Here is a 25,889-nt window from a genome sequence, read left to right as displayed (position 1 = left end):
GCGATACCGCCTGTATTGTGACGCTGGCCCTGTTGCGCACAGCGAACCTGCGCCGCCTCGAGCGACTCTCATCGACCGCTATCATCAAAACATTGCACGCCATCGTCAACGTGCGGTGCAAGGTGATCTCTCACGCTCGATAGCACGAAGGGCGCCGCCAGGCCTGCCCTGACGGCGCATTTCAAACATCCGATCTCATCAAGAAGACGGCTCCTTGGAGGTCAAAGCATCCGCACCCAAGGCCATGGACAGGGCTTGAGGAAAGCATTCAAATTCGAAGAGGGAACCGGTGGTGGCCTCCCCGTCTAGCGTGACGTGGAGCGGGTCGATTGTTTGGAGTTTGAAACCGGGAGCCTGCCGATAGAGTATGTGCTCGTTCTGTGGGTCGGCGGGGTCGGTCATCTCATCCAACACAGTGCCAATCGATTCCGTTGCCGCTTCGGCGATCCACCCGATATCGAGCAGGCCATCGGTCAGACTGGCGTAAGGGGCCACGTCGAACCCGCCGCCTGCGAAACGGCCATTGCCAACCGCCATCATCAGGAAGCGCACCTCCATCGTCTCGCCGTCGGGCAACGTGAGCCGTCCTTCATGGGGCTCCGCGCGGAAGGCGCGTACGAGTCCCATGATGGAATAGGCCGCGCCACCCAGCAGACTTTTCATATCCTGTGGCGTAGTCGCCGTGACCTGCGCCCCGAAGCCGAGGCTGGCCGCGTTCACGAAATAGCTTCCGTTCACACACCCGACGTCGATCCGGGTCGCCTCGCCGGTGCAGGCGAGAGAGAGCGCCGCGGCCACGTCGTCCGAGGGTATGCCAGCACTCTTCGCAAAGTCGTTGGCCGTTCCGAGCGGCAGGAGCCCCAGCGATGCTTCCCGGCCGAGCTCCGCTCCCATCAGTGTGTCGACCGCGGCGTTGAGCGTGCCGTCGCCGCCGGCGACCACGATCCGGCTGGCGCCCTCTTCGATCGCACGTGGGATGGAGGCCTTGAGTGCCTCGGGGCTGGCCGGTGTGCCGATATCAAGCTCGACGGAAGAGCGCCGCACCGCGTCGACCGCTGCCGCCACATCCGGTCGGCAGAGGATCTCATCGCGTGCCAGCAGGCACACACCAGGACGTCTTGTCGACATTTAGCCGCGCCTCCAGCGCACTCGAGCATCTCCCTATAGTGATGCCAGCAACCGCCCCAAGGTCGAACAGCTGATTTGCCAGGTTGTTCCAATGTTCGAAACAGCGAAACAGCACGTGCAGCCTGGATCGTTCATGTCCGCAGCGGCCGCCACGCTGTTTTTCGCGGCGGGACGGGCCCCGGACCAAAACAACGATCTCCTCGAAGCCGGACGCCCCGGTTTTGCTATTTTTTCCGGTCAGACATCGCCGGCTATCTAGTCGCCCCTTATCCATTTTGCATGGACCATTAGACGGAGACCGATCTTGAGACGGTGAGCGACCTGCGGAGCCGTGATCGGGCTGTTGTGTGTGGCCGGCCTCATGGAGCTCGTTTATCTGAACAATTGCTACCAGACGACTGCCAGATCGGGAACGGGAGCCAGCGGGAATCCGACACTTCCGTCGAGAATTACGTCGGGAGCTACTAGGATTTGGCAGTGTCGGCAGAAGCCTGGACGGCACCCTATATTTGATCAGGCTGACAGGGAGGGAGACGTTCCGATGAGGGTTTGTTGGCACGGCGTGGCGCTGGCTTTCGTCGCCGCGGTATTTTGTTTGGCTGTGGGCGCTCCCGCGCAGGCAGGTTGTGTTCTCCTGTCGGGCACAGCCGACGGGTTCGACAAGCCGACGGCGGTCGGCCGCGCTCAGGCCGCGCTCGCCGAGGAGGTCAGGGATTATAAGGCGCAGAAGAGATTGGGCACCGTTAGCGTGACCGCCATGCGTGCGTCGCCGAACCCTTATTGGCGCACCAGCGTCAGCAACAACATGCTCTGCTTCAACGTCTGGTGCGGCATCTACAAGCCCGACATCGTGAAGAAGAGCTCCTACACAACTTGCTGGTCGGGCGTGGTCTCGCCCTATGTGTGCACGTCCGGGGCAAAGCTCTGCTGGTAACCCGATAGGTCGTCGCAGCTGATCGCCGGCCGGCCGGTTGGACCCGGCCTTACCAGGACCCGCTGTGCTTTGCCGTTTCCGTCTCGATCTTTGTGGCGAGTCGCTTCGCGTCCTCGTCCGTCCAATTCGCAGGGGCGCTGACGGCGTTCCAAGCGGAAATATAGTCCGCTACCGCGTAGTCGTGCCCGTGTCCCGGCGGCACCTCCGCCGACAGCATCATGTCGATTCCGACCTGAAGGGCGGTGATGATCGGGTACCAACGCAGCAGCGGAGACACATCCTCCCCACGAGGCGGGGTCAACCACTCGGGTGGCCGATAGAACATGCTCTCTTCGAAGAACACGATCGCGTCGCTCGGGTAGACAATGTAGACCATCCGCACGCGTCCCCAGTCGCTAGGGGCATCGCTCGCGTCGCCCCCGTGGCCGATCACGCGGAAATTGGCACCGCCCTCGAACACCGGACGCCAAGAGGGCGACCCCTCGTCCCGGTCGCGCTGAATGGTGAGCCAGAGTCGATTGCGAAACGGCGGGCCGGACCAGACGGCACCGTCGAACGAATCCCCGAGCCAGGCATGCAACGGAGGTGAGGCTTCCGAACCGTGCGAGCCGAGGCTGAGGCCGAAGAGATAGAGCCTCGGCCGGCTGTCCTCGGGCAGGGTCTTCCAATAGCGGTAGATGGTCCGGAATACCGCGGCCGCGGAGTCCTGAGCCCGCCCCGGCTCGAGCACCAGCGAGAACGGGCTTTGCAGGTACGAATACTGAACGCCGACGGTCGCGATGTCGCCGTCATGCATGTACTCGAGCGGCGCGATGCCGTTGTTGTCGACCCAGCCCGTCCCTGTGGGTGTCGCGATAACCAGGATGGACCTGGAGAACGCTCCCATGCGAATCAGATCCGCTAGGGCCGCCTCTGCCTGCTTTTCGGGTGAATCGGCAGCGCGGAGTCCGGCATAGACACGGATCGGCTCGAGGGCCTGGCGCCCGGTGAAGGCCTCGATGTCCGCCTTTCTTGGCCCTTCCGTGACGAACCGCTTGCCGGCCCGGCCAAGTTGCCGCCACTCGATTGACGAGCCGGGCCCGCCCGAGCGGGTGTCTTCCGCCGGTACGACAGCCCCGGGGGGATCGGTAACGTCCACGAGCGCTTGAGCCCGGTCGATCGCGCCAATCGTGGCACTGACCAGCGTGCCGTTCACGATCGTGACCAACAGCACGATAAAGATCACGGCGCCGAGCAAGCTCGCAATGCGGCGCGGCATCCAGCGGTAGACGCCGGCCGACGCGGCCCGGACGCCCGCGAGCACGAGACGCCCCAAGAGGATCAGGAGCAGCGCCGTGATCACCGCCACCGCGAACACGAGCAGGAGATTGAAGGTCTCGACCGGCGGCATGTTCAGCCGCGCGCGCACCTCGTCCTGCCACGCGGCCGCCTGCGGAACGTATATGACGGCGGCAATGGCGCAGGCGATGACCAGCACGATGTTGGCCGCCCGCCGCCAGGGACGCGGCACTTCCGGCAGTTCGAGATAGCGCCACAGGACCACGCTGCCGTGCCCGATGGCGTAGCCTATGGCAAAGGCCAGACCGCCGAGAAGTCCCTGAAAGATCGGCGGGCGCGGGATCAAGGACGGCGTGAACATCAGGGCGAAGAAAATGACGCCGACGAAGAGTCCTACGTAGGAGGGAAGCCACCAAGGGGACGCCTCGGGCTCGGTCGCTGTCGAACGTTGGCTTTTGGTCATGCTCTCCAATGAGTCGCAATCTCGAGTGGTCAAAGTCGCCAAGGCGTCAATGTACCCGACGCTACAGCCAGAGAGCTAGTTGAACGACAACCGCATTCGACACGTCGACGACGAAGAATACCGAGACGGGCACCGCGCAGGAGGGACAACGGACTCGGACCGCGATGCTTCGTCCTTGCGTCTTACGGCGCAAATGGTGCGGCGGCGTTCGCCGCTATCTCTTCTTGCAGCAGTTCAAGCCGCAGCCACTCTTCTTCCACGGCGGCAAGTTCTGCTTGAGCCTTGCCCAACGCCTCTGCCGCAGCAGTGAATGCGTCGCGATCTCTCGTATAGAGGTGCGGATCGGCGAGGACTTGCTCCAGCCGGCGAATCTCTTCCGTCAACTTGTCCATTCGCTCCGGCGCCGTCTTCAACAGATGCTGCTCCTTGGGGCTGAGGCGCTTCCGCGGTGCGGGCGGGACCTTCGGCGGTGGCGCGGTTCCATTTTCGCGGCTCTTCGCAGCCGGCTTGTCCCGTTTTGGCGTGCCCACGCCAGCCCCGCGCTGCGCCACCATGTCCGTGTAGCCGCCGGCATATTCGATCCAGCGCCCGTCCCCTTCGGAGGCGACGATCGAGGTGACGGTGCGGTCGAGAAAATCGCGGTCGTGGCTGACGAGCAACACGGTTCCCGGATAGTCCGCCAGCAACTCCTGCAGGACGTCCAAGGTCTCAAGATCGAGATCATTGGTGGGCTCGTCGAGCACCAGAACATTGGACGGGTGCGCCAGCGCCAGGGCCAGCATCAGCCGGCCGCGCTCGCCGCCCGACAGTACCTTGATGGGCGTGCGGGCCTGCTCGGGCTCGAACAGGAAATCCTTCATGTAGCTGATGATGTGGCGTTCTTCCCCGTTGATGATCACCGTGTCGCCGCTCCCCCCGGTCAAGGTCGCGGCGACGCTTCTTTCGGGATCGAGTTGTTCGCGCTTCTGATCGAGCGTGGCCACTTCGAGATTCGTGCCGAACTTCACGCGGCCCGCATCCGGTTCCAGCGCGCCAGTGAGCATGTTGATCAGGGTCGTCTTGCCGGCGCCGTTCGGTCCAACGAGACCGACCCGGTCGCCCCGGGCGATCTTGATGCTAAAGTCGCGCACCAGGATCTGGTCGCCGTAGCGTTTTGCAAGACCCCGGGCTTCGATCACTTTCCGCCCGGACTCGTTTGCCTCATGGGCGGCCATCTTCACGTCGGCTTGCGTGCGGTTGCGCTTGGCGACCGTGCGTTCGCCGCGCAGCGATACCAGGTTCTCCAAACGGCGCTGGTTGCGTTTTCGCCGGGCGCTGACGCCGTAGCGCAGCCAATGTTCTTCGCGGACGATCTTGCGGTCGAGCTTGTGACGGGCCGTCTCCTCGTCTTCGAGAATGCCGTCCCGCCATGCCTCAAACGCGCCGAAGCCCTCTTCGAGCCGCCTTGTGATTCCGCGGTCAAGCCAAACTGTCGCTTGCGAGAGAGTTTCCAGAAAACGCCGGTCATGGCTGATCAAAACCAATGCCGAACGGGAGGCTTTCAACACCGCCTCCAACTCCTCGATCGCCGCCACGTCGAGATGGTTGGTCGGCTCGTCCAGCAGCACGATGTCGGGATCAGGGGCCAAGACTTGAGCTAGGGCCGCGCGCCTTGTTTCGCCGCCTGACAAGTTGGACGGCTTTTCGTCGCCGGTCAGTCCGAGGCTCTCCAGCAGTTGGCGCGCGCGATGGGGATCATCGCCGGGGTTCAGTCCCGCCTCGACGAAGGCTCCCGTGGTGGCATAGGCGGACAGGTCCGGCTCTTGCGCCAGATAGCGAATCGTGGCGCCCGGCTGGACGAAGCGGCTGCCGGCATCGGGTTCGATCATCCCGGCGGCGATCTTCAGGAGCGTGGATTTGCCGGAACCATTGCGGCCGACCAGGCAAAGCCGCTCGCCTTGGCCGATCGACAGAACGGCGTCGGACAGCAACGGTTTGCTGCCGTAGGACAGCGAGATGTCCTTGAGAAGCAGGAGGGGAGGCGGAGCCATGGCCCGTGCTAGCCCGTCTTTGCCTCAATGCCTAGACGGAATTCCAGTATGCGGCGTCTTCGTCGGGGGGGTGGACGGGTGGGGACCCAAGCCGGACTCAGCCACGAAAGTAGAAGTGATAGGTCGCGAAAATTAGGACCAAGCCGGAGAAATAGACGACCGGGAACAGCCACTGGGCTGTCTTGTCGACCCGGCGGGCAATCGAATCCCGATCGGCCCTGGAGAGGGACACCACCACTAGGCTCTCCAAGATCGTCAGGCACATGATGACGAAGGAGTACAGCACGACTGTATCGGTGAGCGTGAAATACGATATCCGCGGCATGGTTCCGTCGATCAGGAATTGGTACGCGACGATGGTGAGGATGCCGATGAACGAGACGTTCAACCGGTCGGACAGGTCGTGGATATCCATCCAAAAGACCGCCCACATGAGTGACACCAAGATCACCATCGGCGCGAGCACCTTCCAGATAATGTTCATGGGGTCGCGTTTCAGCGTTATGGCGAGCTTGACTGCGGAAACCTCCGCGTCTTCGGCATAGTACCGGTGCTTCGACATGAAGGGCGTCAGGTCGACACCGGCCAATTGCCACTGGGCAATATTCACTCTCTGGTTGGTTTCGGCATATTCCTCGCTGGCGCCCTGCATCCCCGTGTGAACATCCAAGACGACTTCGTGGCGCGTGTCGCCAAAAGCAATCATGTCTGCTTCCAGAACCTGCACATCAAAGGGATATGAGTGCAGATTCATGGGCGTCTCAAGTGTCACATTGCGTTGCTCCTTGGAGAGCACCCGGCCGTCGGAAAACACCTCGATCTGTATGGCGTTGAGATCGCCGGACCCGATCTCATTGAGAAAAATGAGTGACGGCCACCAGCCGCTATACACTTCGTCGAACTGGAAGCCGCCCTGAAACAGTTTGCGGTCGCTGCCGTATTCGTCTGCGTCGAACGCGAGACGCGGATCCTTCCATTCCGCCAGGATAATGAGCTCGGCCTGGAAGGTTTCATCCACCTCGTCCAGGTCGATAATGTCCGCCAGAAAAATGCCGACCTTCACCTCGGTGGGAGAGGCGGGCGGATTGGGCATCCCCGCATCCATGGCGAAGGCGGGAGCGGAACCGACAAGCAGGAGAAGCCAAACGAGCGCGGGCCTGAGCGCTGCGTGGAGGAGTGGTTTTGCGAATCCGGCCTTGCTGAATGCACCACGGGCATGTCGGCAAGCACTCCTCATGCAGTCAGTTGGCATCTTGAGACTAGTAGCTCCAGGTTAGAATCGGCTCCCGCATCGACAGGGCCCGCTGTAACCTATTGTCGAGGCGCTCTTCAATAGCCGAGACATTCCAAGCGTCCGATAGCCAGCTCAGGCCGACGTGGATGCCTCACGCATCCGATGCCAATCGTCGCTGCACCTACGTCGCGGCGGTGAGCCGCCCGTAGGGCCCGCGGTTGTTGCATGGGTTGTCCGAACTCCCGGGCCTGGGCGCAGTTCGGGCCATAAGAGTGATCCGGATCGGGCCGCCTTCCGTAATGCGCTTACGGAAAACGCTCAGGACCACCGCATGACCTATGTCCTTGCCTATGTGGCAACCGCGATTACTTTTCTTTTCCTGGACTTCATCTGGCTGGGATACGTCGCCAAGCCCCTCTACCAGCAGGAAATTGGTCCGCTTCTCCTCGAGAAGTTCAATGCCTCTGCGGCAGTCGGATTCTATCTGGTCTTTATCGCAGGCGTGGTCATCTTCGCGGTGGCTCCCGCGCTGCAGGGGGGCACGTGGCGAACGGCGTTGCTCTACGGCGCCATGTTCGGCTTCTTCGCCTATGCCACCTATGACATGACCAATCTGGCCACGCTGCAAGGCTGGAGCCCGACTCTTACGGTCGTCGATATCGCCTGGGGCACTTTTCTCACGGGTACCGCCGCCGTTGCCGGCTATAGCGCCACGCGGGCACTGACTGGCACATAAGGGATCTGCCGCGGCATTCGAAACGATGCCGCAACTCCTGCTCCTTGCAGGTGATCCAAGCCGTCTATTGGTCCGTAACGGTTCAAGTGCTGCCGTCTATCAGGGTCACCATGGCTAATCTCAATATCGCAGTTGTCGGCTCGGGGATTTCAGGGCTTTCCGCCGCCTGGCTGCTCTCCAAACGTCATGACGTCACGCTGTTCGAGCAGGATCATCGGCTTGGCGGCCATACCCACACGACGACCGCGTTGACGGCCGATGGACCGGTGCCTGTCGATACCGGGTTCATCGTCTACAACGAGTTGAACTATCCGAATCTGACCGCTCTCTTCGCGCATCTCGGCGTTCGCACCGAGTCGACCGAGATGACTTTCGCCGTTTCCGCGAACGACGGCGCCTTCGAATATGCCGGCAGCGGCCCGGGCTTGTTCGGCCAGGTCTCGAATCTCGCGAACCCGCGCCAATGGCGCCTCGTTTCCGATCTCTTCCGGTTTTTCCGCAACGCGCAAGGCGCACTGAAGCATCATCCGGAAGGGATTTCGCTGGGCGCTTTCCTGCGAGCAGAACGTTATTCCGACGCCTTCATCGAGGACCACATTCTGCCCATGGGCGCAGCGATCTGGTCGACGCCGATGGCGGGCATGCTGGACTTTCCGGCAGCAACCTTCGTCAACTTCTACGCCAATCACGGCATGCTGCAGGCGGTCGGCCGCCCCGCTTGGAAGACCGTTGCCGGGGGGAGCAAGAATTACGTCGACCGCTTGATCGACGATGGCAACATCCAAACCGCCGTCGGCACTCCGGTTCGGCGGATCGGCCGCGTGCGGTCCCGCGTTCACGTGGAGGATGTACGAGGCGTCGTTCGGATGTTCGATCACGTGGTAATTGCAACGCATGCGGACCAAGCGCTAAAATTGCTCGCCGATCCGACTTCAAGGGAGCAGGAGATTCTTGGCGACTTCGCCTATGAGCGTAACCATGCGGTGCTCCATCGCGATCGGCGTTTCATGCCGCGCCGCCGCCGACTCTGGCAGAGCTGGAACTACATCAAGCGCGGGCGCGGCTTGGAATCGGAGTTGTGCGTCTCCTATTGGATGAACAGCTTGCAGAACCTGCCGACCAAGACGGACCTGTTCGTGACCCTGAACCCGCCCTGGGAGATTCACCCGAAGGCGATCGACCTGCAGGTCGACTACGACCACCCCGTATTCAATGCGCGGGCCATCTCCGCGCAGCGCCGACTCTGGTCGCTGCAAGGCAAGGCTCGCACATGGTTCTGCGGCAGCTATTTCGGCTACGGCTTTCATGAGGACGGGCTGCAGAGTGGACTGGCGGTCGCGGAACAACTCGGAGGCGTTCGGCGGCCATGGTCGGTGCCCGAGGAGTCGGGACGTATCCACATCACACACGATGCGGGTGCTGCCGGCACCGTGCCACTCGTGGCGGCGGAATGATGTCCGCATCGGCGCTTTACAACGGTGTCGTGGTGCACAAGCGCGTGCGTCCGGTACAGCATGCGCTGCGTTATCATGTCTTTTCTCTTCTGATCGATTGTGATGAGCTTCCCGATCTAGATCGGCGTTTGCGGCTTTTCTCCTACAACCGATTCAATGTTTGCAGCATCCGAGACGCCGACCATGGTGACGGCACGGCAATTGCCGCGTATCTGCGGGGCATTGCGGATCAGAGCGGTGTGACGGGGATCGAACGTTTCTTGATGCTCTGCTATCCGCGCGTGCTGGGCTATGGCTTCAATCCGGTGACGGTTTATTTCGGCTTGAAGGCGTGCGGCACCCCTGCGCTCATCGTCTACGAGGTGAACAACACGTTCGGCGAGCGGCAGACCTATGTGGTGCCGGCACAACCGGGCGGCAGCGGTGAAACACTGCATCAAAGCTGCGGAAAGACGTTCTACGTCTCGCCTTTCAACAGCGTCGACGGGCGGTACAGTTTCCACGTCACCCCGCTTGAGGACGAGATCACGATCGGCATTGCGCTTCACACCGAGGAGGGGCCGCTGCTGAAGGCCTTCTTCCGTGGCGAGCGTACGACGCTGACCGACGCGTCGCTGGCGGCCGCCTTGGCGCGAACAGGCTGGCTTTCGGTTAAGGTCATTGCGGCCATTCACTACGAAGCGTTCAAGCTTTGGCTCAAGGGCTTGCGCCTCGTGGAGCGGCCACAACGCGCCGGATCCGCAATCGATTATTCGCCAACTCCAGGAGGGCGCGGAGAGCAATGACGGAGAGTTCGATTGCCGCCGCCCGGGCGCCTTTGGCGCTCGACCTTTTGACCCGCCTCGTCGTTAGCATCGGCGAGCGCTTGCTGACGTGGCAGCCCATCGGTTCGCTCTCGATCGTGCTGCCGAACGGTCAGCGCGTGCGGTTCGGCAACGAACGTCCGCATGATGCCGTTCTGACGCTCAAGAACTACCGAGTCCTGAGAAAGTCGTTTCGTCGGGGCGCGCTTGGTTTCGCCGAGTCGTACATGGACGGCGACATCGACTGTTCCGATCTCGTAGGCTTGTTCCGGTTTGTGCTGCGTAACCAGGCGGCGCTCAACGATTCGGGGCGTTCGCTGTTCAGCACGAGCGTCCTGGACCGGATCGGTCACTTCCAGCGCCGCAACACGCGGCAGGGAAGCCGCCGCAACATCACCGAGCACTACGACCTCGGCAATGCGTTCTTCAAGACCTGGCTCGACGATCAAATGCTGTACTCGAGCGCGCTGTACGAAGACGGCACCACGACGCTGGAGGCCGCGCAAGAGGCTAAGCTCGACGCTATCCTGGACTCGCTAGACCTAGAGCCCGGCATGAGCATGCTGGAGATCGGCTCTGGCTGGGGCGCCTTGGCGCTTGCAGCTGCTCGCGATCGGGGCGTCTCGGTGCGCGGCATCACCTTATCTCATGAGCAATTGGCCCGCGCGCGGGCCCGCGCCAAACTCGAAGGGCTCGACGATCTGGTGCGTTTCGACCTGGAAGACTATCGCGACACGACCGGTCAGTACGACCGGGTCGTCTCGGTCGAGATGATCGAGGCCGTCGGCGAGCAGAACTGGCCGCACTATTTTCGGACGCTGCGGGATCGCCTCAGGCCGGGAGGTGTCGCCACGCTTCAAGCGATCACCATCGGCGAGGAGCATTTCGAGGTCTATCGGAACCAGCCTGACTTCATCCAACGGTACATCTTTCCCGGCGGCATGCTGCCGACCAAGACCATCCTCGCCGATCAGGCGCGTGCCGCCGGCTTCCGCTATGAGCCGGTCCTCGCGTTCGGTCCGTCCTATGCGCGCACGCTTTTCGAATGGCGCGCGCGGTTCGAGGCGGCCTGGCCCGAAATCGAGCGGCTCGGCTTTGACGAACGGTTCCGCCGCAAATGGCGCTATTACCTCGCGTATTGCGAGGCCGGCTTCCTCGAGGGATCCATCGATGTGGGGCTGTACCGCCTGACACGAGACTGAGGTCGCCTCTTACGGGCGGAGCACGAAGGTTCGGACGATCCAGAAATAGACGGCATTCGGCAAGAGGCGCAGGGCCTTCATCGCCCATGTGAAGCGGCGAGGGAAGGTAATCTCGTACGCCTTGCGCTCGAGGCCTTGCAGCAGCCTTTGCGCCGCGTCGTCCACCGGCATTAGGAATGGCATCGGGAAGTCGTTTACGGCGGTCATAGGCGTATCGACGAATCCAGGATTGACGATCGACAAGGTCACACCTTTCGCGGCTAGCTCCGGATGCAGTGACTCTGCGAGGTTGATCAGCGCTGCCTTTGTCGGTCCATAGGCGGCGGCCTTTGGCAGCCCACGATAGCCTGCGACGGATGAGATGATCGCTATCTGTCCTGCCTCGCGGCGCATCATGCCGGGTACGGCTTGCGCGAGAACATTCACGACTCCCATGAAGTTGACGTCCATGGACTTCTTGAACACTGCGGGATCGATCTCGGGCGGTTCAACCACGTCCCACGTGCCGGCGGACAGAACCACGAGATCGACGCCGCCGGCCTTTTTCTCGATGTCACGGTAGCAGCGTGCCACGGCATCCGCGTCGGTAACGTCGAGAGGGTAGGCGACGAGGGTTTTGGACTCCGCCTGCATTGCGCTGAGGCTATCGGCCGAGCGCGCAGAGATGGCAACCGTCCCGACGCGGCCGTCGAGAAGCTTCGCAAGCGCGGCACCAAGACCGGAGCTCGCGCCGACAATCCAGGCGGTGCGCCAGGGAAGCGCCGGCGTGCCGGTCACCTAAATCCCCACAATGGGCTGCAGCAGGCGGCCGAAAAAGCCTTTGAAGCGCGTCGGCGCTTCCGTGGCCACGAGGCAGATGCAGGCCTCCGGCGAGTCCACCACGGGCTGATGCTCCGCGTGCTCGTCGAGATCGGCGATGTCGCCCGGTCCGAACCGTCCAAAAACGTCGCGGTAGGAACCCTCGAGAACGAGAGTCAATTCCATCCCGCCATGGCCGTGGTCCGGAATCTTGGTGCCGGGAGCGATCCGCAACAGGGTTAGCCTGCTGCGCGCGGTCTTGGAGGCGGGAAGGACATGCTTGGCGACACCCGGGGCGACTGTCTTCCAAGCAATATCATCGAGGCCGCCTTTGAGCAGCCGGGCAAGCGGTCTTGGGACGCCCGGCGGGGTATCCTTCGCACGAGGTTCTACGCGCTCAGCCGGCGCGTCGGCGTGCTCGTCGAGAAGACTGAGGGTTCTATCGAGCGAAGAAGGGCTCATGGGCGACGCCTCGACAGTATCAAGCAACGCGCCGCCAACAACTTCGATCTCGTTGAGCGCGGCACGGCAGGCGTCACATGAGGCGATATGGGCCGCGACCAAGGTTGCAAACCCCTCATCGAGACTGCCTGCGGCGTAGCTCACCAAAGTTGCGTTGTCAGGATGATGGACAATCGTCATTTCACAGTCTCCAAGCGTTCCCGCAGCTTCGCGTAGGCAAGGCGCATGCGGGACTTCACCGTTCCAAGCGGCAGGCCGAGCGCCGTCGCGATTTCCGCCTGCGGCATGTCCTCGACAAACGACAGTTCCACCACACGGCGTTGTTCCGCCGGCAGATCGGCAAGAGCCTGTCCCACCAGCCTCTCGCGCTGCCGCATTTCCGTTTCCTCTTCGCCGCTTGCGCCCGGCGCCTCCAGTTGGAGGTCCGCGATGTCCTCATAGGGCCGGGATGACTGCCGGCGCAGCCGGTCGATCCGGACATTGCGGGCGATGGTGAAAACCCATGCACTCACCGTGCCTCTCTCCGGCGCGTACAGGCCGGCCTTGCGCCACAGGGTCAGCATCACCTCTTGAGCCAGATCTTCCGCCGTATCGGCGTCGCTGCCGCTCCGGATCATCAATCCCTTGATTCTCGGCCCGAAATGCAAAAATAAGCGCTGAAACGCCTCACGATCGCGATGCCGTGCCACGCGCGCGACGAGCGCTCGATCGTCCAGATTGTCTTCCGGGCAAGATACCAATGGTTGGGCCGCATTCATCCTTCGGAAGCCGCCAGGTCCTGTCGTTGCTTCGAGCCCATTATACGACGCAAAGGGTCCTGCGGATCACCCGTCGTGCCTGCTTTTAGTGCTTAGCGGACCAAAAGCTCTCCGGCATCAAGGTCCGCACACAGGCTCAAGCTGGACAATAGGAGCCGTCGCGCCGTCGGGAACACCGCGGTGCCGGAGGTGTTGGTGCCGTAGTATAACGATCCCGGAGGTTCCCATGCCAGCAACATCCAAAGCGCAGCAGAACGCCGCAGGCGCAGCCCTCGCGGCTAAGCGTGGAGAGCAGAAAGTGAGCTCGCTCAAAGGCGCTTCGAAAAGCATGTACGACTCGATGAGTGAGAAGGAACTGGAAGAGATGGCCTCGACACCGCGACGCGGCAAGCCCCAGCACGCCTCCGGCTCGTAGGCCCTACTTTCGGTGTGGGCGCGATGTCACTAACAATGGCGCACGCTCGGAGGAAATGTCGCTTGCGAGTTCTAAGTCACGCCGGATCGCCAACCTTCCCTCAGTCGTTGCCTGAAACGCGACTACGCCGCGACGATATCGTCCAGACGCTCAAAGGAGGTGACCTATGACGTTCAAAATTCCCTTTTGTTCCGAGTCATTGACGCTTAAGCCCCGACGGATAGCGCTCGCTGGGCTTGCCGCTATCGCCGCTTTTCTCGGCGCGCTGGACACCGGTTACGCCGAGGTCGTCTCAGCGAAGGCACGCTATGATGGTGGCTTGGTAATTGTTCGCGGAAAGACCGCCGAGCCGATGCAGTTCGTGTCATTGGATCGGGTTCTCGCGACGCGCAGCAATCGCGTGGGGCGCTTCGTTTTCCGCCAGTCCCGGATCCCGCACCGCTGTTCCGTGCTGCTCTACTCGGAAGGTCGGAGCATGACGGTGCCCATAAAGAACTGTCCATTGAACGAATAGGGACGAAGCTCCCGCGCATGGTTCAACCCACTACGCGGGAGCCTTGCTGCGGCGCACTAGGGCCTGTTAGGCGCCGGACTACTGTGCGGTCGTCGTGCCCTCGGCTTCGGCCCGCTTGTCGGCCTGCTCATCTAGCCACAGGAACTCGGGAGCGCTCTTGAGTTGGCTGCGCGTGGCGTCGAGCACGACTTTCGTGTCGGGATGTTCGCGCTCGAACCGATCCGATAACGCATTTCCGGTCTCACCGGAGGACTGCTCGTCAGCCGCTTTTTCCTGATCGGCGGTGTCGCTGTCCTGCGTTGTCTCAGTGGACTGCGTGCCCGTCTCGAATTTCAGTGCATCGAACGGAACCCCAACGTCCTTCTCGCCTAGACCGAGGAAGCCGCCGACGCCGACTGTTACAGCCACGACCTTGCCGCTCTCGTCGATGATCACGTTGTTGATCTCGCCGAGTTCCTCGCCGTCGGTGTTGATTACGTCGCGACCGATAAGAGCCTGAGCGGACCATTCCGACGGCTGCTGGCGCGTGACATACTCAATGTTGCTGGCCGTCTTCATGTCGGGGTTGTCGTTGTTTTTCATCGACGAGTCCATCGTCTTGGTTGCGCCCGTGTCCTTCGCGCTTTCCTTGGACTGCATGGCATCCTTTGGCGCTTCGGCCTTCGTCTGGGGCTCGTCGGAGGCGGCAAGCACCATCGGCGACGCGCTTGCCATAAGCGGCAGCGCCAGTGTGAGAGTCGTGAGAAGTTTGACTTTCATATCGTCCTCTTGGTTACGACGGCCGCGTGATCGCGCAGCCTGTTCTTTCGTGTCCGGTAAACAAGAGCAGTTCGCGATTGTTCCTTCGAAGGGGTGACGACGTCCCATGCGACCCATGCATCACCACGCGCCACGATGTTGGAACAAGTGGACAGCCGAGGTGTTGCTACCACAGCGAAACCACCACGGAGGCGATGATGATAAAGACACTTCTATGCAGTGCCGCACTTGCTGCAGCTGTACTGCTCGTGGGCCAGGCAACGCCTGTCGAAGCGGCGCCGCTCGGCTCGGCTGTTAACATCAATCCTGTCCAAACCAATACCGTCCAGAAAGCTGCGTGGCAGTGCATCGGACGTCGCTGCTCATGGGTTCCCGGCTATTGGGGCCCGGTTCCCGGCTATGCGAGAAGCTGGGGGCCACCGCAGTCTCCGTACTGCTATTGGAAGCAGGGACTGCTCGGCCGCTGGAAGTACAAGTGTGACGACGATTGAGACAAGGCGCATATGCGCAGCGCAGCTATGCCATCATCGCTGCGCTCCGCGCGCGCCCTCGAGCAACATCGTTATGAGGCGACATGAGCACTAGTGCCGACGCTACAATGGACCGCGTATGGGACGTCATCGGCAAGGCGAACGTCTGTATGCTGACGACGAATGCCATCGATGGTCCCCGAGCCCGTCCCATGGAGGCGCGCCCCGATCGCGATAACGAAGTCATCTGGTTTCTGACCGATCGCCGCGGTCTGAAGGATGACGAGGTGAAGGCTCATTCCGGTGTCTGCCTGTGTTTCATTCACCCGGACGAGAGGGCCTATCTAAGCCTGACCGGCCGTGCGTCGGTCGGACGAGACCCGAAGCGTGCGCGCAGCCTTTGGAACAAGAAGCAGGAGGCGTGGTGGGATGGTCCCGATGATCCCAACCTCATGGTGATGCGCGTGGAGCTTACGCGTGCAGAGATGTGGGATGGACCGGCGAGTTCCGCAGTCGCGGCACTCGAGTTCGCAAGGGCGCGCGCGACCGGTCAGAAGCCAGACCTCGGTGAAAATCGAAAAAGCACGATCAACTTCGGCTGATGCCCGAGCGGCGGGCGTGGCCAGGCAGTGTCACTGGCGCAGAGCCGCGCCGGCGCAACGAGTCATCCAGGGAGAACGGACATGCACAAGGACGACAGACAAATCGAGAAGAGCGCCACCGAAGCGCGCCAAGGCCAACGCTCCGGCGTTATCTGGGTCCTCCTGGGCTCACTGGTCTTGGCGGCCATCGCCGCCGTCGTGCTCAACGCGTATCTCTAGCGCGCTAGTTCCGAGAGCTCTGGCCGGGAAGGAGGAACCATGACGAAGAAATCCCGCAAAGGCGAATCCAACAAAGGGCAACTGGAGGGCCACCTCGGCCAGAAACGTGCCCAGGAAGAAAAAGAAAGCGAAGAAATGCTGCGGAATTTGAAGGACTCTCGTGCAAGCAAGTCTTCCATGCGAGAGGGATCGAAACCCGGTCACGGCACCGCCGAGCGAAAGTAGGGGCGAGGCAAGAGGCTCAACAGCCTCAAGACACTCACGAGCGAGAACCTGATCGACTGGCACCCGCTGATACTTCAGGTGAAAGGCCTCGAGGGGCTCGTCCGCGGCTCGGATGACGAGCGCACCGGATTGCCGGTGCGCCTGTTCATCTCGTCGCCCGGCTAACGCGCCCCTCTCGGAAGTCTTGGGCAGCCGTTACGCAACGGCCTGTTTGTTAAGCGCGCTCTCGGCAAGCATCGATAGCTTCTTGTCGGCCGCATACTCCTGGTCGAGATTGGCCGCGAGCAGCTTTGCTTCATTCGGCATGTTGAGCTGCTGCGCCCAGGCCACCATCGTGCCGTAGCGTGTGATCTCGTAGTGCTCGACGGCCTGTGCGGCGGCGATCATGCCGGCGTCGCGGGCATCCGGGTCTTCGCACTCCTTCATGATTTCCTTGGCCTCTTCGATAATGCCGTTGATCGCTTCGCAGGTTACGCCGCGAGGCTTGAGGTCCAAGGCTTTGAAGACCTTTTCTAGATTTGCGACTTGCGTCTTGGTTTCCTTGTGGTGCGCATTGAACGCATCGCGGAGATCCGCCGCATCGGCTTCCTTTGCCATCTTCGGCAGACTGTCCAGGATCTTGTTCTCCGCGTAGTACATGTCGCGGAGAAAGTGCTTGAATAAGCCTTCCAGATTTTTCACTGCGTCATCCTCATGTCGTGTTTGGTCCTGAGTCGGGACTGGGCCTCGTCAACACGAAGGACGTGCGAGTGTTCCGCGTTTGATGGGGGCGGCAGCGCCTGCCGAAAGGCGGCGCGTGCGGTCCCATCCTATTCGACGGCGAGCCAATGGGAGCCGCTAACAGGACTGATCATGTGCGGACGACGTGGCAGAGAATGACTGGGCGCAGAGGCTTTGCGGAGAGGGAAGGATTCGAACCCTCGGAACGCTTGCCCGCTCACCGGTTTTCGAGATCTGCGATTCTCATGCCGCCTTGTGATGCGTAATGGCCAACCGCATGATTCCGTTCGCTACCTGCATCGCTGTCGTCCCGGATCATGACTTCGAATACGGTTCGATGCTGCCCGGTTCGTTTGCAACCCCGTTTGCAAAAACCTCTTCCAGCCCATGTCGGTTTTTGAGGCTAAAGCAGACACCCCTGATCTGTCCGAGGACTGTCCGCTTCTGACCCATAGCAGACATCTCGGTCGCCCGGCGCGCGCGCCTATCCAGACGGCCTCACAGCTGCTCACTACCTTGGTCAGTGGCGTCGGTCTCACTATGTTGCGGGCATGAGTGCAAGTTGCTGCGGAAATGAGACGCGGTTCGAAGGGCTTGATCCTGCCTACAAGCGTCGTCTCTGGGCGGTTATCAGCATCAACGCCGTGATGTTCCTTGTAGAGATGGGTGCCGGTGCATTGGCAGGGTCGCGAGCGCTCCAAGCTGACGCGCTCGACTTCCTGGGCGACACGCTGACCTACGGCATGACCCTAGCAGTGATCGGCTCCGCTCTGCGGGTTCGCGCGTGGGCCGCCTTCGTCAAGGGCGTAAGTCTCACGGTCATGGGAGTGTGGGTCCTTGGTGCAACGGCGTACCACGTACTGGTAGTCGGCACTCCTCAAGCAGAAGTAATGGGTCTTGTCGGCTTTCTAGCACTTGCTGCCAATGCCACGAGCGTTCTCCTCCTCATTCGCTACAAGGATGGTGACGCCAACGTCAGGTCGGTTTGGCTTTGCTCGCGCAATGATGCCATTGGCAACGTGGCGGTGATGCTGGCGGCGCTGGGTGTCTGGATCACGGGCACGAGGTGGCCCGATCTATGCGTTGCGGCATTGATGGCCGGCGTCTTCGTTACCTCCTCGGTTCAGATCCTCCGGCAGGCTGTGGGCGAACTGCGCAGTGCCGAAACAACGACATGACCTTCTCCTACAGGGTAACGTCGCCATTCTTCTTCGAAGCGGCGTAGGCGCACACGGTTGATGTCGCGTATTGATCCAGAAGAGACCTCAATCGCTTCTCCATTGCTGAGTTCCCCTGACACTTTCAGCAGGTATTCCAAAGACGGCTATCGCGCGCATTGCTCTCAGTGGAGCGTGCTGCACGAGCCAACCGTCGAAGTAATGATGGGGTTGAAGGCAGCTTTCGAGCGCCACGGCACGAGCACGAGGCGGCTTCGCACGCTAAGTACGTTCCCCCGATCCGCAACAATCGCACAAGTGCCGGTTGACAATATTGGCGTTGTACTAGTGGCGGCCCCTTGAAAACTCCGATTTCGTTTTTACGTGAATTTATGTCTTCGATAACTTGACGTAGAACAAGGAGGACAAAATGAAGCAGCAAGCAGCAGCTATTATCTTCTTACTGGCTACCACGTCCTTTGCGTTCGCCGGTGGCGGAGCTCCCGTTCCGGGAGGGACGCAGGAGCCAGACCCGTCTGGTCGACCTGGTAAGATCCTGGATAACACGGAGTGCCAGAAGGTCTGGGAAATGGCCTCACCAGGAGGCGATGTCGATTTGAGTGAAGGTAAAGCCGAGCCCTTTGTGCTGAACTTTCAAATGGTCGATTCCGACAGCAATGACCGGATCAAGAAGAGTGAGTTCGAAGAAGGTTGTAAAAAGGGTTGGATCAAAAGTGCTGACGACTCAACCATGGAAAATATGGAAGGCACACCCGCTGGCGAATAGCGCCTAGCTCATTTCCGCAAAAACATTTTTCAAGTAGCCCGGCCCGCCTCATGGGTCGGGCTTACCTTCTGATCGACCCCATCTAATTTGGCCAGCTTGACTGCTTTTGAACCAAAGTGGACGACGGCGAAACATACCGGCTCCCCCCCAGAAGCCGCCCATAAACCTTGACCGCCCATTCTTCTCGTTCAGGGCAACAGAAAGCGCCGGAACGAGCTGCCGCGCACTACCATGAGCAATGATGTGCTTACCGGAACATTCCCAATTTGACGGTTTTTACAGGGTGCCAAAGTCAAAGCTGAAGGGCATTTAGAAAGTCTGCACGGTCAGCCAGTAGACTAAGGATACCCGTGGTCAGACCGCACACTTCGGCGCATCTCATGTGCCATCCAGATTTGGGAGGATGACATGGCGACACGTGCCTATTGGAAAGGTCACTTGCGCCTCTCTCTCGTTTCGATTGGCATCGAGCTCTACGCGGCGACCGCCTCGGCAAGCCGGCTTTCTTTGCATCAGATCCACAAGCCCTCGGGTCAGAGGGTCCGTTATCAGAAAGTCGCGCCGGGCGTCGGCCCCATTGACATCGACGAGATCGTCAAAGGCTTCGAAGTCGGAAAGGACGAGTACGTCCTGCTTGAGCCTGAAGAGCTCGACGAGATCAAGCTCGAAAGTAAGCGCACCATCGACCTGGTGCAGTTCGTCGATAGTTGCGAGATCGACCCGCGCTACTATTACAAACCCTATTACGTGGTGCCTGAGGACCTCGATGTATCCGAAGAGGGGTTCGCGGTGATCCGGGACGCACTGCGCGAGACCGACAAGGTGGGCTTGGGCCAAATGGCCGTGCGCGGCCGCGACTATGTCATCGCGATCCGCCCGAGCGGCAGGGGCCTTCTCCTCGAGACGCTTCGCTACGAGGATGAGATACGAAAGAGCGATCAGATCTTCGGGCAAATTCCCGACGTCAAGGTCGACAAGGACATGCTGAACCTCGCCGAGGAGTTGATCGAGCGCAAATCGGCCCCGTTCGATCCCGAGGCGTTCAAATCGCAGTACACCACGGCCTTGCGCGATCTCATCAATGAGAAGAGCGAATCCGGCGCCGTGACGGCAAGCTCGGACGACGACCGGGCGGAAAGCCGCGACAATGTCATCGATCTTATGAGCGCGCTCAAAAAGAGCATCGCAAAAGACAAAATGAAGCCCGGGCGGAAACGGTCTGAAGCCAAGTCGGCACGGACCAAGTCGTCGCGGCGCAAGACCACGAAGCGCGCTGCCGGGTAGTCCATCATGGCTTCACGTACGGCCACGCTCGACGACTACAACGCCAAGCGAAACTTCAAGGCGACGCCAGAGCCGAAGGGGTCCGTCGCGAAGCCGGGCGGCAATGTCTATGTCGTGCAGAAGCACGACGCGCGCCGTCTGCACTACGATCTGCGGCTTGAACTGGACGGCGTGCTCAAGAGCTGGGCAGTAACCAAAGGTCCAAGCCTCGATCCGGCCGACAAGCGCCTCGCGGTTCGCACGGAAGATCACCCCGTCGACTACGGCACGTTCGAAGGTGTGATCCCGGAAGGCTACGGTGCCGGAACGGTGATGCTTTGGGACCGGGGCACATGGGAACCCAAGGGGGACCCCCATGAAGGCCTCGAGGAAGGCATTCTCAAATTCGAGCTCCACGGCAAGCGTTTGAAGGGCGGGTTTGCGCTTGTCCGCATGAAAAAGCGGAAGGGCGAGAAACGGGAGAACTGGCTCCTCGTCAAGGAACGCGATCAAGACGCCGACGAGAGCCGCGACCCGCGGAAAATCTGGACCAAAAGCGTTGCGACGGACCGCGGTATGGCTGCCATCGCGGAGGGCGGGACCGACGAGGGCAAGAGGGCCCCGAAGGCGAAAAAGTCGACGGCCAAGCAATCAGGTTCGTCCGCAAAGAAAAAGTCCGGTCTGGCCAGCGTGAGCTTTACGCCACCGCAGCTGGCCAAGCTCGCGGACCAGCCACCCAAGGGCGACGCCTGGCTGCATGAGCTGAAATATGACGGCTATCGCATTCAGGCGCTCATCAAGGGTGACGAGGTCCGCCTCATCACGCGGAACGGCAAAGACTGGACCGACAAATACCCCGCCATCGCCGACGCGCTGCGCACGCTGAAAGTCGGCTCAGCTGCGATCGACGGTGAGCTCGTGGCCCTCGACGACGCAGGCGTCAGCCGCTTTGGCTTGTTGCAAAACGCGGCGGACGATCCCAGCGTTCACCTCCGTTATTACGCCTTCGACTTGCTTTCCCTCAACGGCAAAGACCTGAAGTCGGAGCCGCTGCTGGAGCGCAAAGAGCAGCTTGAAGCGATCCTGAAAGGCGCGAGCAAGCTGATCCACTACAGCGATCACATCGAGGGGTCGGGGCAGGCTGTTATCGAGAAGGCTTGTGCCCTCAATCTCGAAGGCGTCGTCTCCAAGAAGGCAACCGCCCCTTATCGATCTGGACGCGGAACGTCTTGGATCAAATCCAAATGCATTGGGAACGACGAGTTCGTCATCGGCGGCTATCGCAAATCAGAGCGGCGCGGCCGTCCCTTCGCCTCGCTGCTGCTTGGGGAGTACGAGAAGGACAAGCTGGTTTATCGCGGCCGCGTCGGCACTGGATTCAACGCGAAGACACTCGATATGCTGCATCGAAAGATGGAGCCGTTGCAGCGCAAGACGAGCCCCTTCGAGAAACTGCCGGCTGATGCCCGCCGCGGCGCGGTCTGGGTGACGCCGAAGCTCGTGGCACAAGTCTCGTACACTGAACGCACTCAGGATGGCCATCTCCGGCATCCGAGCTTTTTGGCTTTGCGCGAAGACAAAGCCGCCAAGGACGTGACCGCGGTGCCGGACGAAGACACGTCAAACCAAGACTCTCCAGACGACGTCAGCCGGGACAAAGACAACAACAACGACGATCCCGTCGAGGTTCTTGGCGTCAAGCTGACCCACCCCGGCCGTGTGATGTTTCCCGAACAGGGGGCAACCAAGCGGGAGATCGCCGAGTATTATGTCGCGTTCAAAGATCACGTCCTTACCTATCTCAAAGACCGGCCGCTGAGCATCGTGCGCTGTCCGTCGGGGCGTGGCGGAAAGTGCTTTTTCCAGAAGCACTACAAGACGTCGCTCCCCGATCACTTTAGGGCCGTCAGCATCGAGCAGAAGGATGGCAAGACGTCCTCCTATTTGCTGATCGATTCTCCCGAGGGGCTCGTCGGCGCCGCGCAGATCGGGGCTCTGGAACTGCACATTTGGGGCGCGCGCGCCGACGATATCGAAAGGCCGGATCGGCTCGTGTTCGACCTGGATCCGGACGACGCCGTACCGTTCGCAGCCGTGCGCGATGCCGCGCGGGAACTGCGCGATGTTTTGAAGGCAGCGGGGCTCCAGTCTTTCGCCTTGCTCACCGGCGGCAAGGGCATCCATGTGATCTGTCCCTTGGAGCGCCGGCGCGAATGGCCCGACATCAAGACATTTGCGCGGGGGTTCGCTCTGAAACTCGCCGAGGCGGCGCCCGGAACCTATGTGGCGCAAGCCTCCAAGGAGAAGCGGAAAGGAAAGATCTTTATCGACTGGATGCGCAATCAGCGCGGCGCGACGGCGATTGCGCCCTATTCGCTACGCGCGCGCCCTGGTGCACCAATCGCAACCCCGGTGTCCTGGCGCGAGCTGCCGCGCATCGAGGGTGCCGCCGACTATACGCTCGGCAATATACGCTCGCGTCTCGCCCACCTGAAATCCGACCCCTGGAAAGGCTACGGCGCAGTGCGACAGTCCATCACCAATGCCGCACTCGAATTTGTGCGCGGGGAATGATGACAATGGCATTGCGCGACGGGGTTCGGTGCGTCTCGGCTCTGGGGCTAAGCCGGGGGGTGTGGGTCCCAATCTCCGCGTCTCATTGACTTAGGTCAGGAAGTGGGTCGCTTGGACCCGGAACAACGCTGCAGACCTGGTGTTGGTTATCAGTGAAGAGATTGCGGAGGTCGAGATGCCGGCAACATCAAAAGCACAGCAGAAAGCCGCGGGCGCAGCTTTGGCTGCGAAGCGCGGCGAGCAGAAAGTGAGTGAGCTGAAGGGCGCCTCAAAAAGCATGTACGACTCCATGAGCGAGAAGGAGCTTGAAGACATGGCGTCCACACCACGGCACGGAAAGCCGGAGCACAAAGAGGACGAGTAGGGCGACGGACGATCGCCAACCTCGGACCGCACCCACAAAAGCCGAGGGTCCTCGAATCCGAAAAATGGGAGACGCCCAATGAGCAACACCAACGAATTACCGACACGAAGCCGTATCGGATTGGTCATCTACGGGATTACGGATGCCGTTCTATTCGGCATTGGTCTCATCGTCTTGCTGTCGATCGAAAGCTTTTCACGACATCTTTGGATCGGCATTCCAATCGTTGTCGTCGCGAGCGCCTTGCTCGCATGGCCGATTTCCTTGCTCATCGTTCCGCGTTTGCGGAAGCCTCTTTGGAGGAGACGGCAATTGGCTGATGCCGGCGCGCCTGTCGGTACGCCCGAGGAGCGGCGCGAACTGTCCACGAACGACTAGAGTGCCGCGACAGCTTCTGCCGAAGTTCAGATCGTCCTGACGACGGCTTTCAAAGTCGAAGAGCAGACCTGCAAGGCGGCTCGGTGTTCGGGGCACGCCCGAGCCTTACCAATCGCAAAACGGTCGTTTGACGAGATTGGCGTTGTAATAGCGTGGATCCGCCGTCACCTCATCGCCTATCCAGTCCGGCTTGTCGAACGCCTGTTCTTCAGACTCGAGTTCGATCTCCGCGACGACCAAGCCAGAATTCGCGCCATGGAACTCGTCAACCTCCCACGTGAAACCGCCAAAGGGGATACGATAGCGCGCCTTCTCGATGATCGGGTTGTCACACAGCCTGTCGAGCATCTCGTTCGCTTCGTCGTTCGGAATCTCATATTCGAACTCCAGCCGGGTTGCGCCTACCGTCGCTCCCTTGACCGTGAGATATCCTTTGTCGCCGGCGGCCCGGATCCGCACGCTCCGCGATTTGCTCGTCAACAGATAGCCTTGCCGGTAAGAGGTGCCCGGGGCCAGTCCCCGCCAAGCGTCTCCCACCACCAAGAATTTGCGCTCAATTTCCTGGGCCAAGCTTGCCGCCTTCCTCAAACCCGCCCCGTAGCGGCTTCATGCCGATCACATGCTGGGCGAGGCGAGGGTAGCTGACGTTGCGAAACCCTGCGAGACCAAGCATGCAGCGGACTTTTGTAACCCTTTCCGGATCCAGCGACTCGATCGCGATGCTTTCCAGGCCCGCGTCGTTGATTAGGACTTGAACCCATTCGACCATGTTGCCGTCTATCGCGAACGAGAAGCGTCGCTTAAACAGCTTTACCGGCACAATGAGGGGATGGGGCCGCAAGACCTCCTCCAGAGCCTGCTGCTCTGTGAAGTTGTGACGCGCGAAGTCAGGCACCTCCCCGCAGAGCGGTCGGAACACATGCTGTGACAACGCCTGAGCGGCGAGGGGAAATTGTCCGTTCCAGTCCGGCTGCCACTGTTCGAGATCGGCCAGTTCGTCGATCAAGGCTTTGGTGTCTACGGCGCCATCGCGGATCTTGATGTTGCAAGCGGACATTCGGGGCGCGACGAGATAAATCTCGGTGCTCTCCCGGATATCCTCACACGAGGCCAATCGCCGGATCCGATCCTCAACAACCGCGAAGTTGCGCGACCAGGTGCGGAATTCAAACCGGGCGGAGCTGGTCATCAGGCAGCCAACGCATTTTCCCGAGCGGCCTCTTGGCGCAGGGCCGTGCGCCAAAATGCGCGCCAGCGCTTGACGAGGGCCGAGGGCCTCTCTGCCAGCAGCCTTGCGCCCAAGACAAATGCCTCCTGCGCCAGGACCGACTGACGAGCGACGATAAGTCCTATCAAAGCCTCGATCTGTTCCGAATCGCCATACGACTCGGGATCGGAAAGCAGCGTCATCCGATAGACCGCTAGGTCGTGATGGTCGCCGAGCATGTCCGAGAGTTTATCTGCGGCCTCGACATGCGCACGCATCATCAGAGGCCAAATGTCCCGCAACAGGCGCGCATGGTACCAGTGGTATTTTACGCGCTTACGCCATTCGTGGAGTTTCTCCGGCGTCGGATCTTTGTGCGCTGCCGCCATCGCGGTGCGGGCACGTTTGTAGGTCTTGGCCAAACCGCCTTCGATCGCTTCGAAGCTCTTTTCGCTCAAGCGCCACTGATGAGTCCGGTCACGTGCGTCGACCATTTCGGCGCGGAGTTGAGCCAGCTTCTGCTCAATGTCCCTTTCCGTGAGGATTTTTTCCTGGCGCGCCGCGAGCTGATCGCGCACGGACGAGAAAGCCATTTGATCGATCTGATCGCCATACACGCCGATCAAATCATCATGCGTCTCGATGATGGCCTCGGCGTCGCGGATATAGGACAGCTGAGCCGCCGTATCGCGGAACTTCTGATTTTCGGACTTGTAGTCCGAGAAGCTACCGCGAACGAGGCGAACGAGACCGCGGAGCTTCTTGCAGCGCTTGCGTACTTGGTGGACGGTGTCCTGAACGCTCATCTCGGTGTCGTCGAGTTCCGCCAGAGCCTTCTCGATCTGACTGTGCGCAATACTTCGCAGGTTCTCCTCGACGGTCCTAGTCGTGTGCTCGAAGCGATAGGTCACTGGAGCCTTCAATATTGCTTCGTCTCTCCTAGGATACTAACTCC

29 protein-coding genes are annotated in these 25,889 nt (G+C 60.9%); 17 read left to right on the top strand and 12 right to left on the bottom strand.

Annotated features, from left to right (window positions below):
* Positions 1–198: 198 nt before the first annotated feature.
* Positions 199–1,128 (bottom strand): YegS/Rv2252/BmrU family lipid kinase, encoded by a 930-nt coding sequence (locus GL4_RS00870; protein ID WP_082025380.1) that lies wholly within the window; start codon positions 1,126–1,128, stop codon positions 199–201.
* Positions 1,129–1,669: 541 nt separating this feature from the next.
* Between GL4_RS00870 and GL4_RS00865 the strand changes: the two genes are divergently transcribed.
* Complete coding sequence (locus GL4_RS00865) at positions 1,670–2,062, top strand: hypothetical protein (protein WP_045363511.1); 393 nt, start codon at positions 1,670–1,672, stop codon at positions 2,060–2,062.
* Positions 2,063–2,111: 49 nt separating this feature from the next.
* On the opposite strand, the gene GL4_RS00860 is transcribed toward GL4_RS00865, so the two are convergent.
* From GL4_RS00860 to GL4_RS00850, 3 genes are all read right to left on the bottom strand, one after another.
* Complete coding sequence (locus tag GL4_RS00860; RefSeq protein ID WP_045363508.1) at positions 2,112–3,803, bottom strand: alpha/beta hydrolase; 1,692 nt, start codon at positions 3,801–3,803, stop codon at positions 2,112–2,114.
* Positions 3,804–3,985: 182 nt separating this feature from the next.
* Positions 3,986–5,833, bottom strand: a complete 1,848-nt coding sequence (locus tag GL4_RS00855; RefSeq protein ID WP_045363504.1) for an ABC-F family ATP-binding cassette domain-containing protein — start codon at positions 5,831–5,833, stop codon at positions 3,986–3,988.
* Between the two features lie 97 nt (positions 5,834–5,930).
* Complete coding sequence (locus GL4_RS00850) at positions 5,931–6,926, bottom strand: ligand-gated ion channel (RefSeq protein WP_172653264.1); 996 nt, start codon at positions 6,924–6,926, stop codon at positions 5,931–5,933.
* Positions 6,927–7,398: 472 nt separating this feature from the next.
* Here GL4_RS00850 and GL4_RS00845 point away from each other — a divergent pair, with 472 nt between their 5' ends.
* From GL4_RS00845 to GL4_RS00830, 4 genes are read left to right on the top strand one after another with little or no spacing between them, the layout of a single operon-like run.
* Positions 7,399–7,803, top strand: coding sequence for a DUF2177 family protein (locus GL4_RS00845; RefSeq protein ID WP_045363501.1), 405 nt, complete (start codon positions 7,399–7,401; stop codon positions 7,801–7,803).
* Between the two features lie 50 nt (positions 7,804–7,853).
* The gene (locus GL4_RS00840) at positions 7,854–9,257 is read left to right on the top strand and encodes an NAD(P)/FAD-dependent oxidoreductase (RefSeq protein ID WP_342016325.1); all 1,404 of its coding nucleotides are present in this window, start codon (positions 7,854–7,856) and stop codon (positions 9,255–9,257) included.
* On the top strand, positions 9,254–10,042 hold the full coding sequence (locus GL4_RS00835; RefSeq protein ID WP_052464006.1) for a DUF1365 domain-containing protein: 789 nt from the start codon (positions 9,254–9,256) through the stop codon (positions 10,040–10,042). The genes GL4_RS00840 and GL4_RS00835 overlap by 4 nt, the downstream gene beginning before the upstream one ends.
* Complete coding sequence (locus GL4_RS00830) at positions 10,039–11,262, top strand: SAM-dependent methyltransferase (RefSeq protein WP_045363498.1); 1,224 nt, start codon at positions 10,039–10,041, stop codon at positions 11,260–11,262. The genes GL4_RS00835 and GL4_RS00830 overlap by 4 nt, the downstream gene beginning before the upstream one ends.
* A 9-nt stretch (positions 11,263–11,271) precedes the next feature.
* Here the strand turns inward: GL4_RS00830 and GL4_RS00825 are convergent, their stop codons facing one another.
* From GL4_RS00825 to GL4_RS00815, 3 genes are read right to left on the bottom strand one after another with little or no spacing between them, the layout of a single operon-like run.
* Positions 11,272–12,039: an SDR family NAD(P)-dependent oxidoreductase gene (locus tag GL4_RS00825; protein ID WP_045363495.1), complete on the bottom strand. Its 768-nt coding sequence runs from the start codon at positions 12,037–12,039 to the stop codon at positions 11,272–11,274.
* The gene (locus GL4_RS00820; protein WP_045363492.1) at positions 12,040–12,702 is read right to left on the bottom strand and encodes a ChrR family anti-sigma-E factor; all 663 of its coding nucleotides are present in this window, start codon (positions 12,700–12,702) and stop codon (positions 12,040–12,042) included.
* The gene (locus tag GL4_RS00815; RefSeq protein WP_244462654.1) at positions 12,699–13,211 is read right to left on the bottom strand and encodes a sigma-70 family RNA polymerase sigma factor; all 513 of its coding nucleotides are present in this window, start codon (positions 13,209–13,211) and stop codon (positions 12,699–12,701) included. Before GL4_RS00815 ends, GL4_RS00820 begins: the two co-directional genes overlap by 4 nt.
* 295 nt (positions 13,212–13,506) lie before the next feature.
* Here GL4_RS00815 and GL4_RS00810 point away from each other — a divergent pair, with 295 nt between their 5' ends.
* Entirely contained in the window at positions 13,507–13,695 is a 189-nt protein-coding gene (locus tag GL4_RS00810) for a DUF3008 family protein (RefSeq protein WP_045363486.1), read from the top strand.
* A gap of 166 nt (positions 13,696–13,861) precedes the next feature.
* Positions 13,862–14,209, top strand: a complete 348-nt coding sequence (locus tag GL4_RS00805) for a hypothetical protein (RefSeq protein WP_045363483.1) — start codon at positions 13,862–13,864, stop codon at positions 14,207–14,209.
* Between the two features lie 78 nt (positions 14,210–14,287).
* Here the strand turns inward: GL4_RS00805 and GL4_RS00800 are convergent, their stop codons facing one another.
* Positions 14,288–14,968, bottom strand: a complete 681-nt coding sequence (locus tag GL4_RS00800) for a PRC-barrel domain-containing protein (RefSeq protein WP_052464005.1) — start codon at positions 14,966–14,968, stop codon at positions 14,288–14,290.
* Positions 14,969–15,162: 194 nt separating this feature from the next.
* Between GL4_RS00800 and GL4_RS17355 the strand changes: the two genes are divergently transcribed.
* The 4 genes from GL4_RS17355 to GL4_RS00790 all read left to right on the top strand — a co-directional run bounded on the left by GL4_RS17355 (position 15,163) and on the right by GL4_RS00790 (position 16,484).
* A complete protein-coding gene (locus GL4_RS17355; protein WP_156137331.1) occupies positions 15,163–15,459 on the top strand; it encodes a hypothetical protein in 297 nt (98 codons plus the stop codon).
* Positions 15,460–15,566: 107 nt separating this feature from the next.
* The gene (locus tag GL4_RS00795) at positions 15,567–16,040 is read left to right on the top strand and encodes a pyridoxamine 5'-phosphate oxidase family protein (protein WP_052464004.1); all 474 of its coding nucleotides are present in this window, start codon (positions 15,567–15,569) and stop codon (positions 16,038–16,040) included.
* Positions 16,041–16,121: 81 nt separating this feature from the next.
* On the top strand, positions 16,122–16,259 hold the full coding sequence (locus GL4_RS17350) for a hypothetical protein (RefSeq protein WP_156137330.1): 138 nt from the start codon (positions 16,122–16,124) through the stop codon (positions 16,257–16,259).
* Between the two features lie 39 nt (positions 16,260–16,298).
* Entirely contained in the window at positions 16,299–16,484 is a 186-nt protein-coding gene (locus GL4_RS00790; protein WP_045363477.1) for a hypothetical protein, read from the top strand.
* 195 nt (positions 16,485–16,679) lie between these two features.
* Here GL4_RS00790 and GL4_RS00785 read toward each other — a convergent pair whose 3' ends face one another.
* Entirely contained in the window at positions 16,680–17,165 is a 486-nt protein-coding gene (locus GL4_RS00785) for a YciE/YciF ferroxidase family protein (protein ID WP_082025377.1), read from the bottom strand.
* Between the two features lie 590 nt (positions 17,166–17,755).
* Between GL4_RS00785 and GL4_RS00780 the strand changes: the two genes are divergently transcribed.
* The 6 genes from GL4_RS00780 (at position 17,756) to GL4_RS00755 (ending at position 23,727) form a co-directional block, all read left to right on the top strand.
* A complete protein-coding gene (locus GL4_RS00780) occupies positions 17,756–18,382 on the top strand; it encodes a cation efflux transmembrane domain-containing protein (RefSeq protein ID WP_045363474.1) in 627 nt (208 codons plus the stop codon).
* Between the two features lie 409 nt (positions 18,383–18,791).
* Positions 18,792–19,148: a hypothetical protein gene (locus GL4_RS00775; RefSeq protein WP_045363472.1), complete on the top strand. Its 357-nt coding sequence runs from the start codon at positions 18,792–18,794 to the stop codon at positions 19,146–19,148.
* Between the two features lie 408 nt (positions 19,149–19,556).
* Entirely contained in the window at positions 19,557–20,432 is an 876-nt protein-coding gene (ku, locus tag GL4_RS00770) for a non-homologous end joining protein Ku (RefSeq protein ID WP_045363470.1), read from the top strand.
* A 6-nt stretch (positions 20,433–20,438) separates the two neighbouring features.
* Positions 20,439–22,985: a DNA ligase D gene (gene ligD / locus GL4_RS00765; protein ID WP_045363468.1), complete on the top strand. Its 2,547-nt coding sequence runs from the start codon at positions 20,439–20,441 to the stop codon at positions 22,983–22,985.
* A gap of 175 nt (positions 22,986–23,160) precedes the next feature.
* A complete protein-coding gene (locus GL4_RS00760) occupies positions 23,161–23,349 on the top strand; it encodes a DUF3008 family protein (protein WP_045369141.1) in 189 nt (62 codons plus the stop codon).
* 78 nt (positions 23,350–23,427) lie between these two features.
* Positions 23,428–23,727 carry a hypothetical protein gene (locus GL4_RS00755; protein ID WP_045363466.1) on the top strand — a complete coding sequence of 100 codons (300 nt, stop codon included), beginning with the start codon at positions 23,428–23,430 and terminating at the stop codon, positions 23,725–23,727.
* 105 nt (positions 23,728–23,832) lie between these two features.
* Here the strand turns inward: GL4_RS00755 and GL4_RS00750 are convergent, their stop codons facing one another.
* The 3 genes from GL4_RS00750 to GL4_RS00740 all read right to left on the bottom strand — a co-directional run bounded on the left by GL4_RS00750 (position 23,833) and on the right by GL4_RS00740 (position 25,857).
* On the bottom strand, positions 23,833–24,297 hold the full coding sequence (locus GL4_RS00750; RefSeq protein WP_045363463.1) for a CYTH domain-containing protein: 465 nt from the start codon (positions 24,295–24,297) through the stop codon (positions 23,833–23,835).
* Complete coding sequence (locus GL4_RS00745; RefSeq protein WP_172653263.1) at positions 24,281–24,733, bottom strand: hypothetical protein; 453 nt, start codon at positions 24,731–24,733, stop codon at positions 24,281–24,283. Before GL4_RS00745 ends, GL4_RS00750 begins: the two co-directional genes overlap by 17 nt.
* Positions 24,734–24,915: 182 nt before the next feature.
* Entirely contained in the window at positions 24,916–25,857 is a 942-nt protein-coding gene (locus GL4_RS00740) for a CHAD domain-containing protein (protein ID WP_172653262.1), read from the bottom strand.
* Positions 25,858–25,889: the final 32 nt, after the last annotated feature.

This window comes from Methyloceanibacter caenitepidi (assembly GCF_000828475.1).
In the GTDB taxonomy this organism is placed as follows: Bacteria; Pseudomonadota; Alphaproteobacteria; order Rhizobiales; family Methyloligellaceae; genus Methyloceanibacter; species Methyloceanibacter caenitepidi.
Note: the sequence above shows the minus strand (reverse complement) of the source record. Positions and strands in the feature narration are given on the sequence as shown.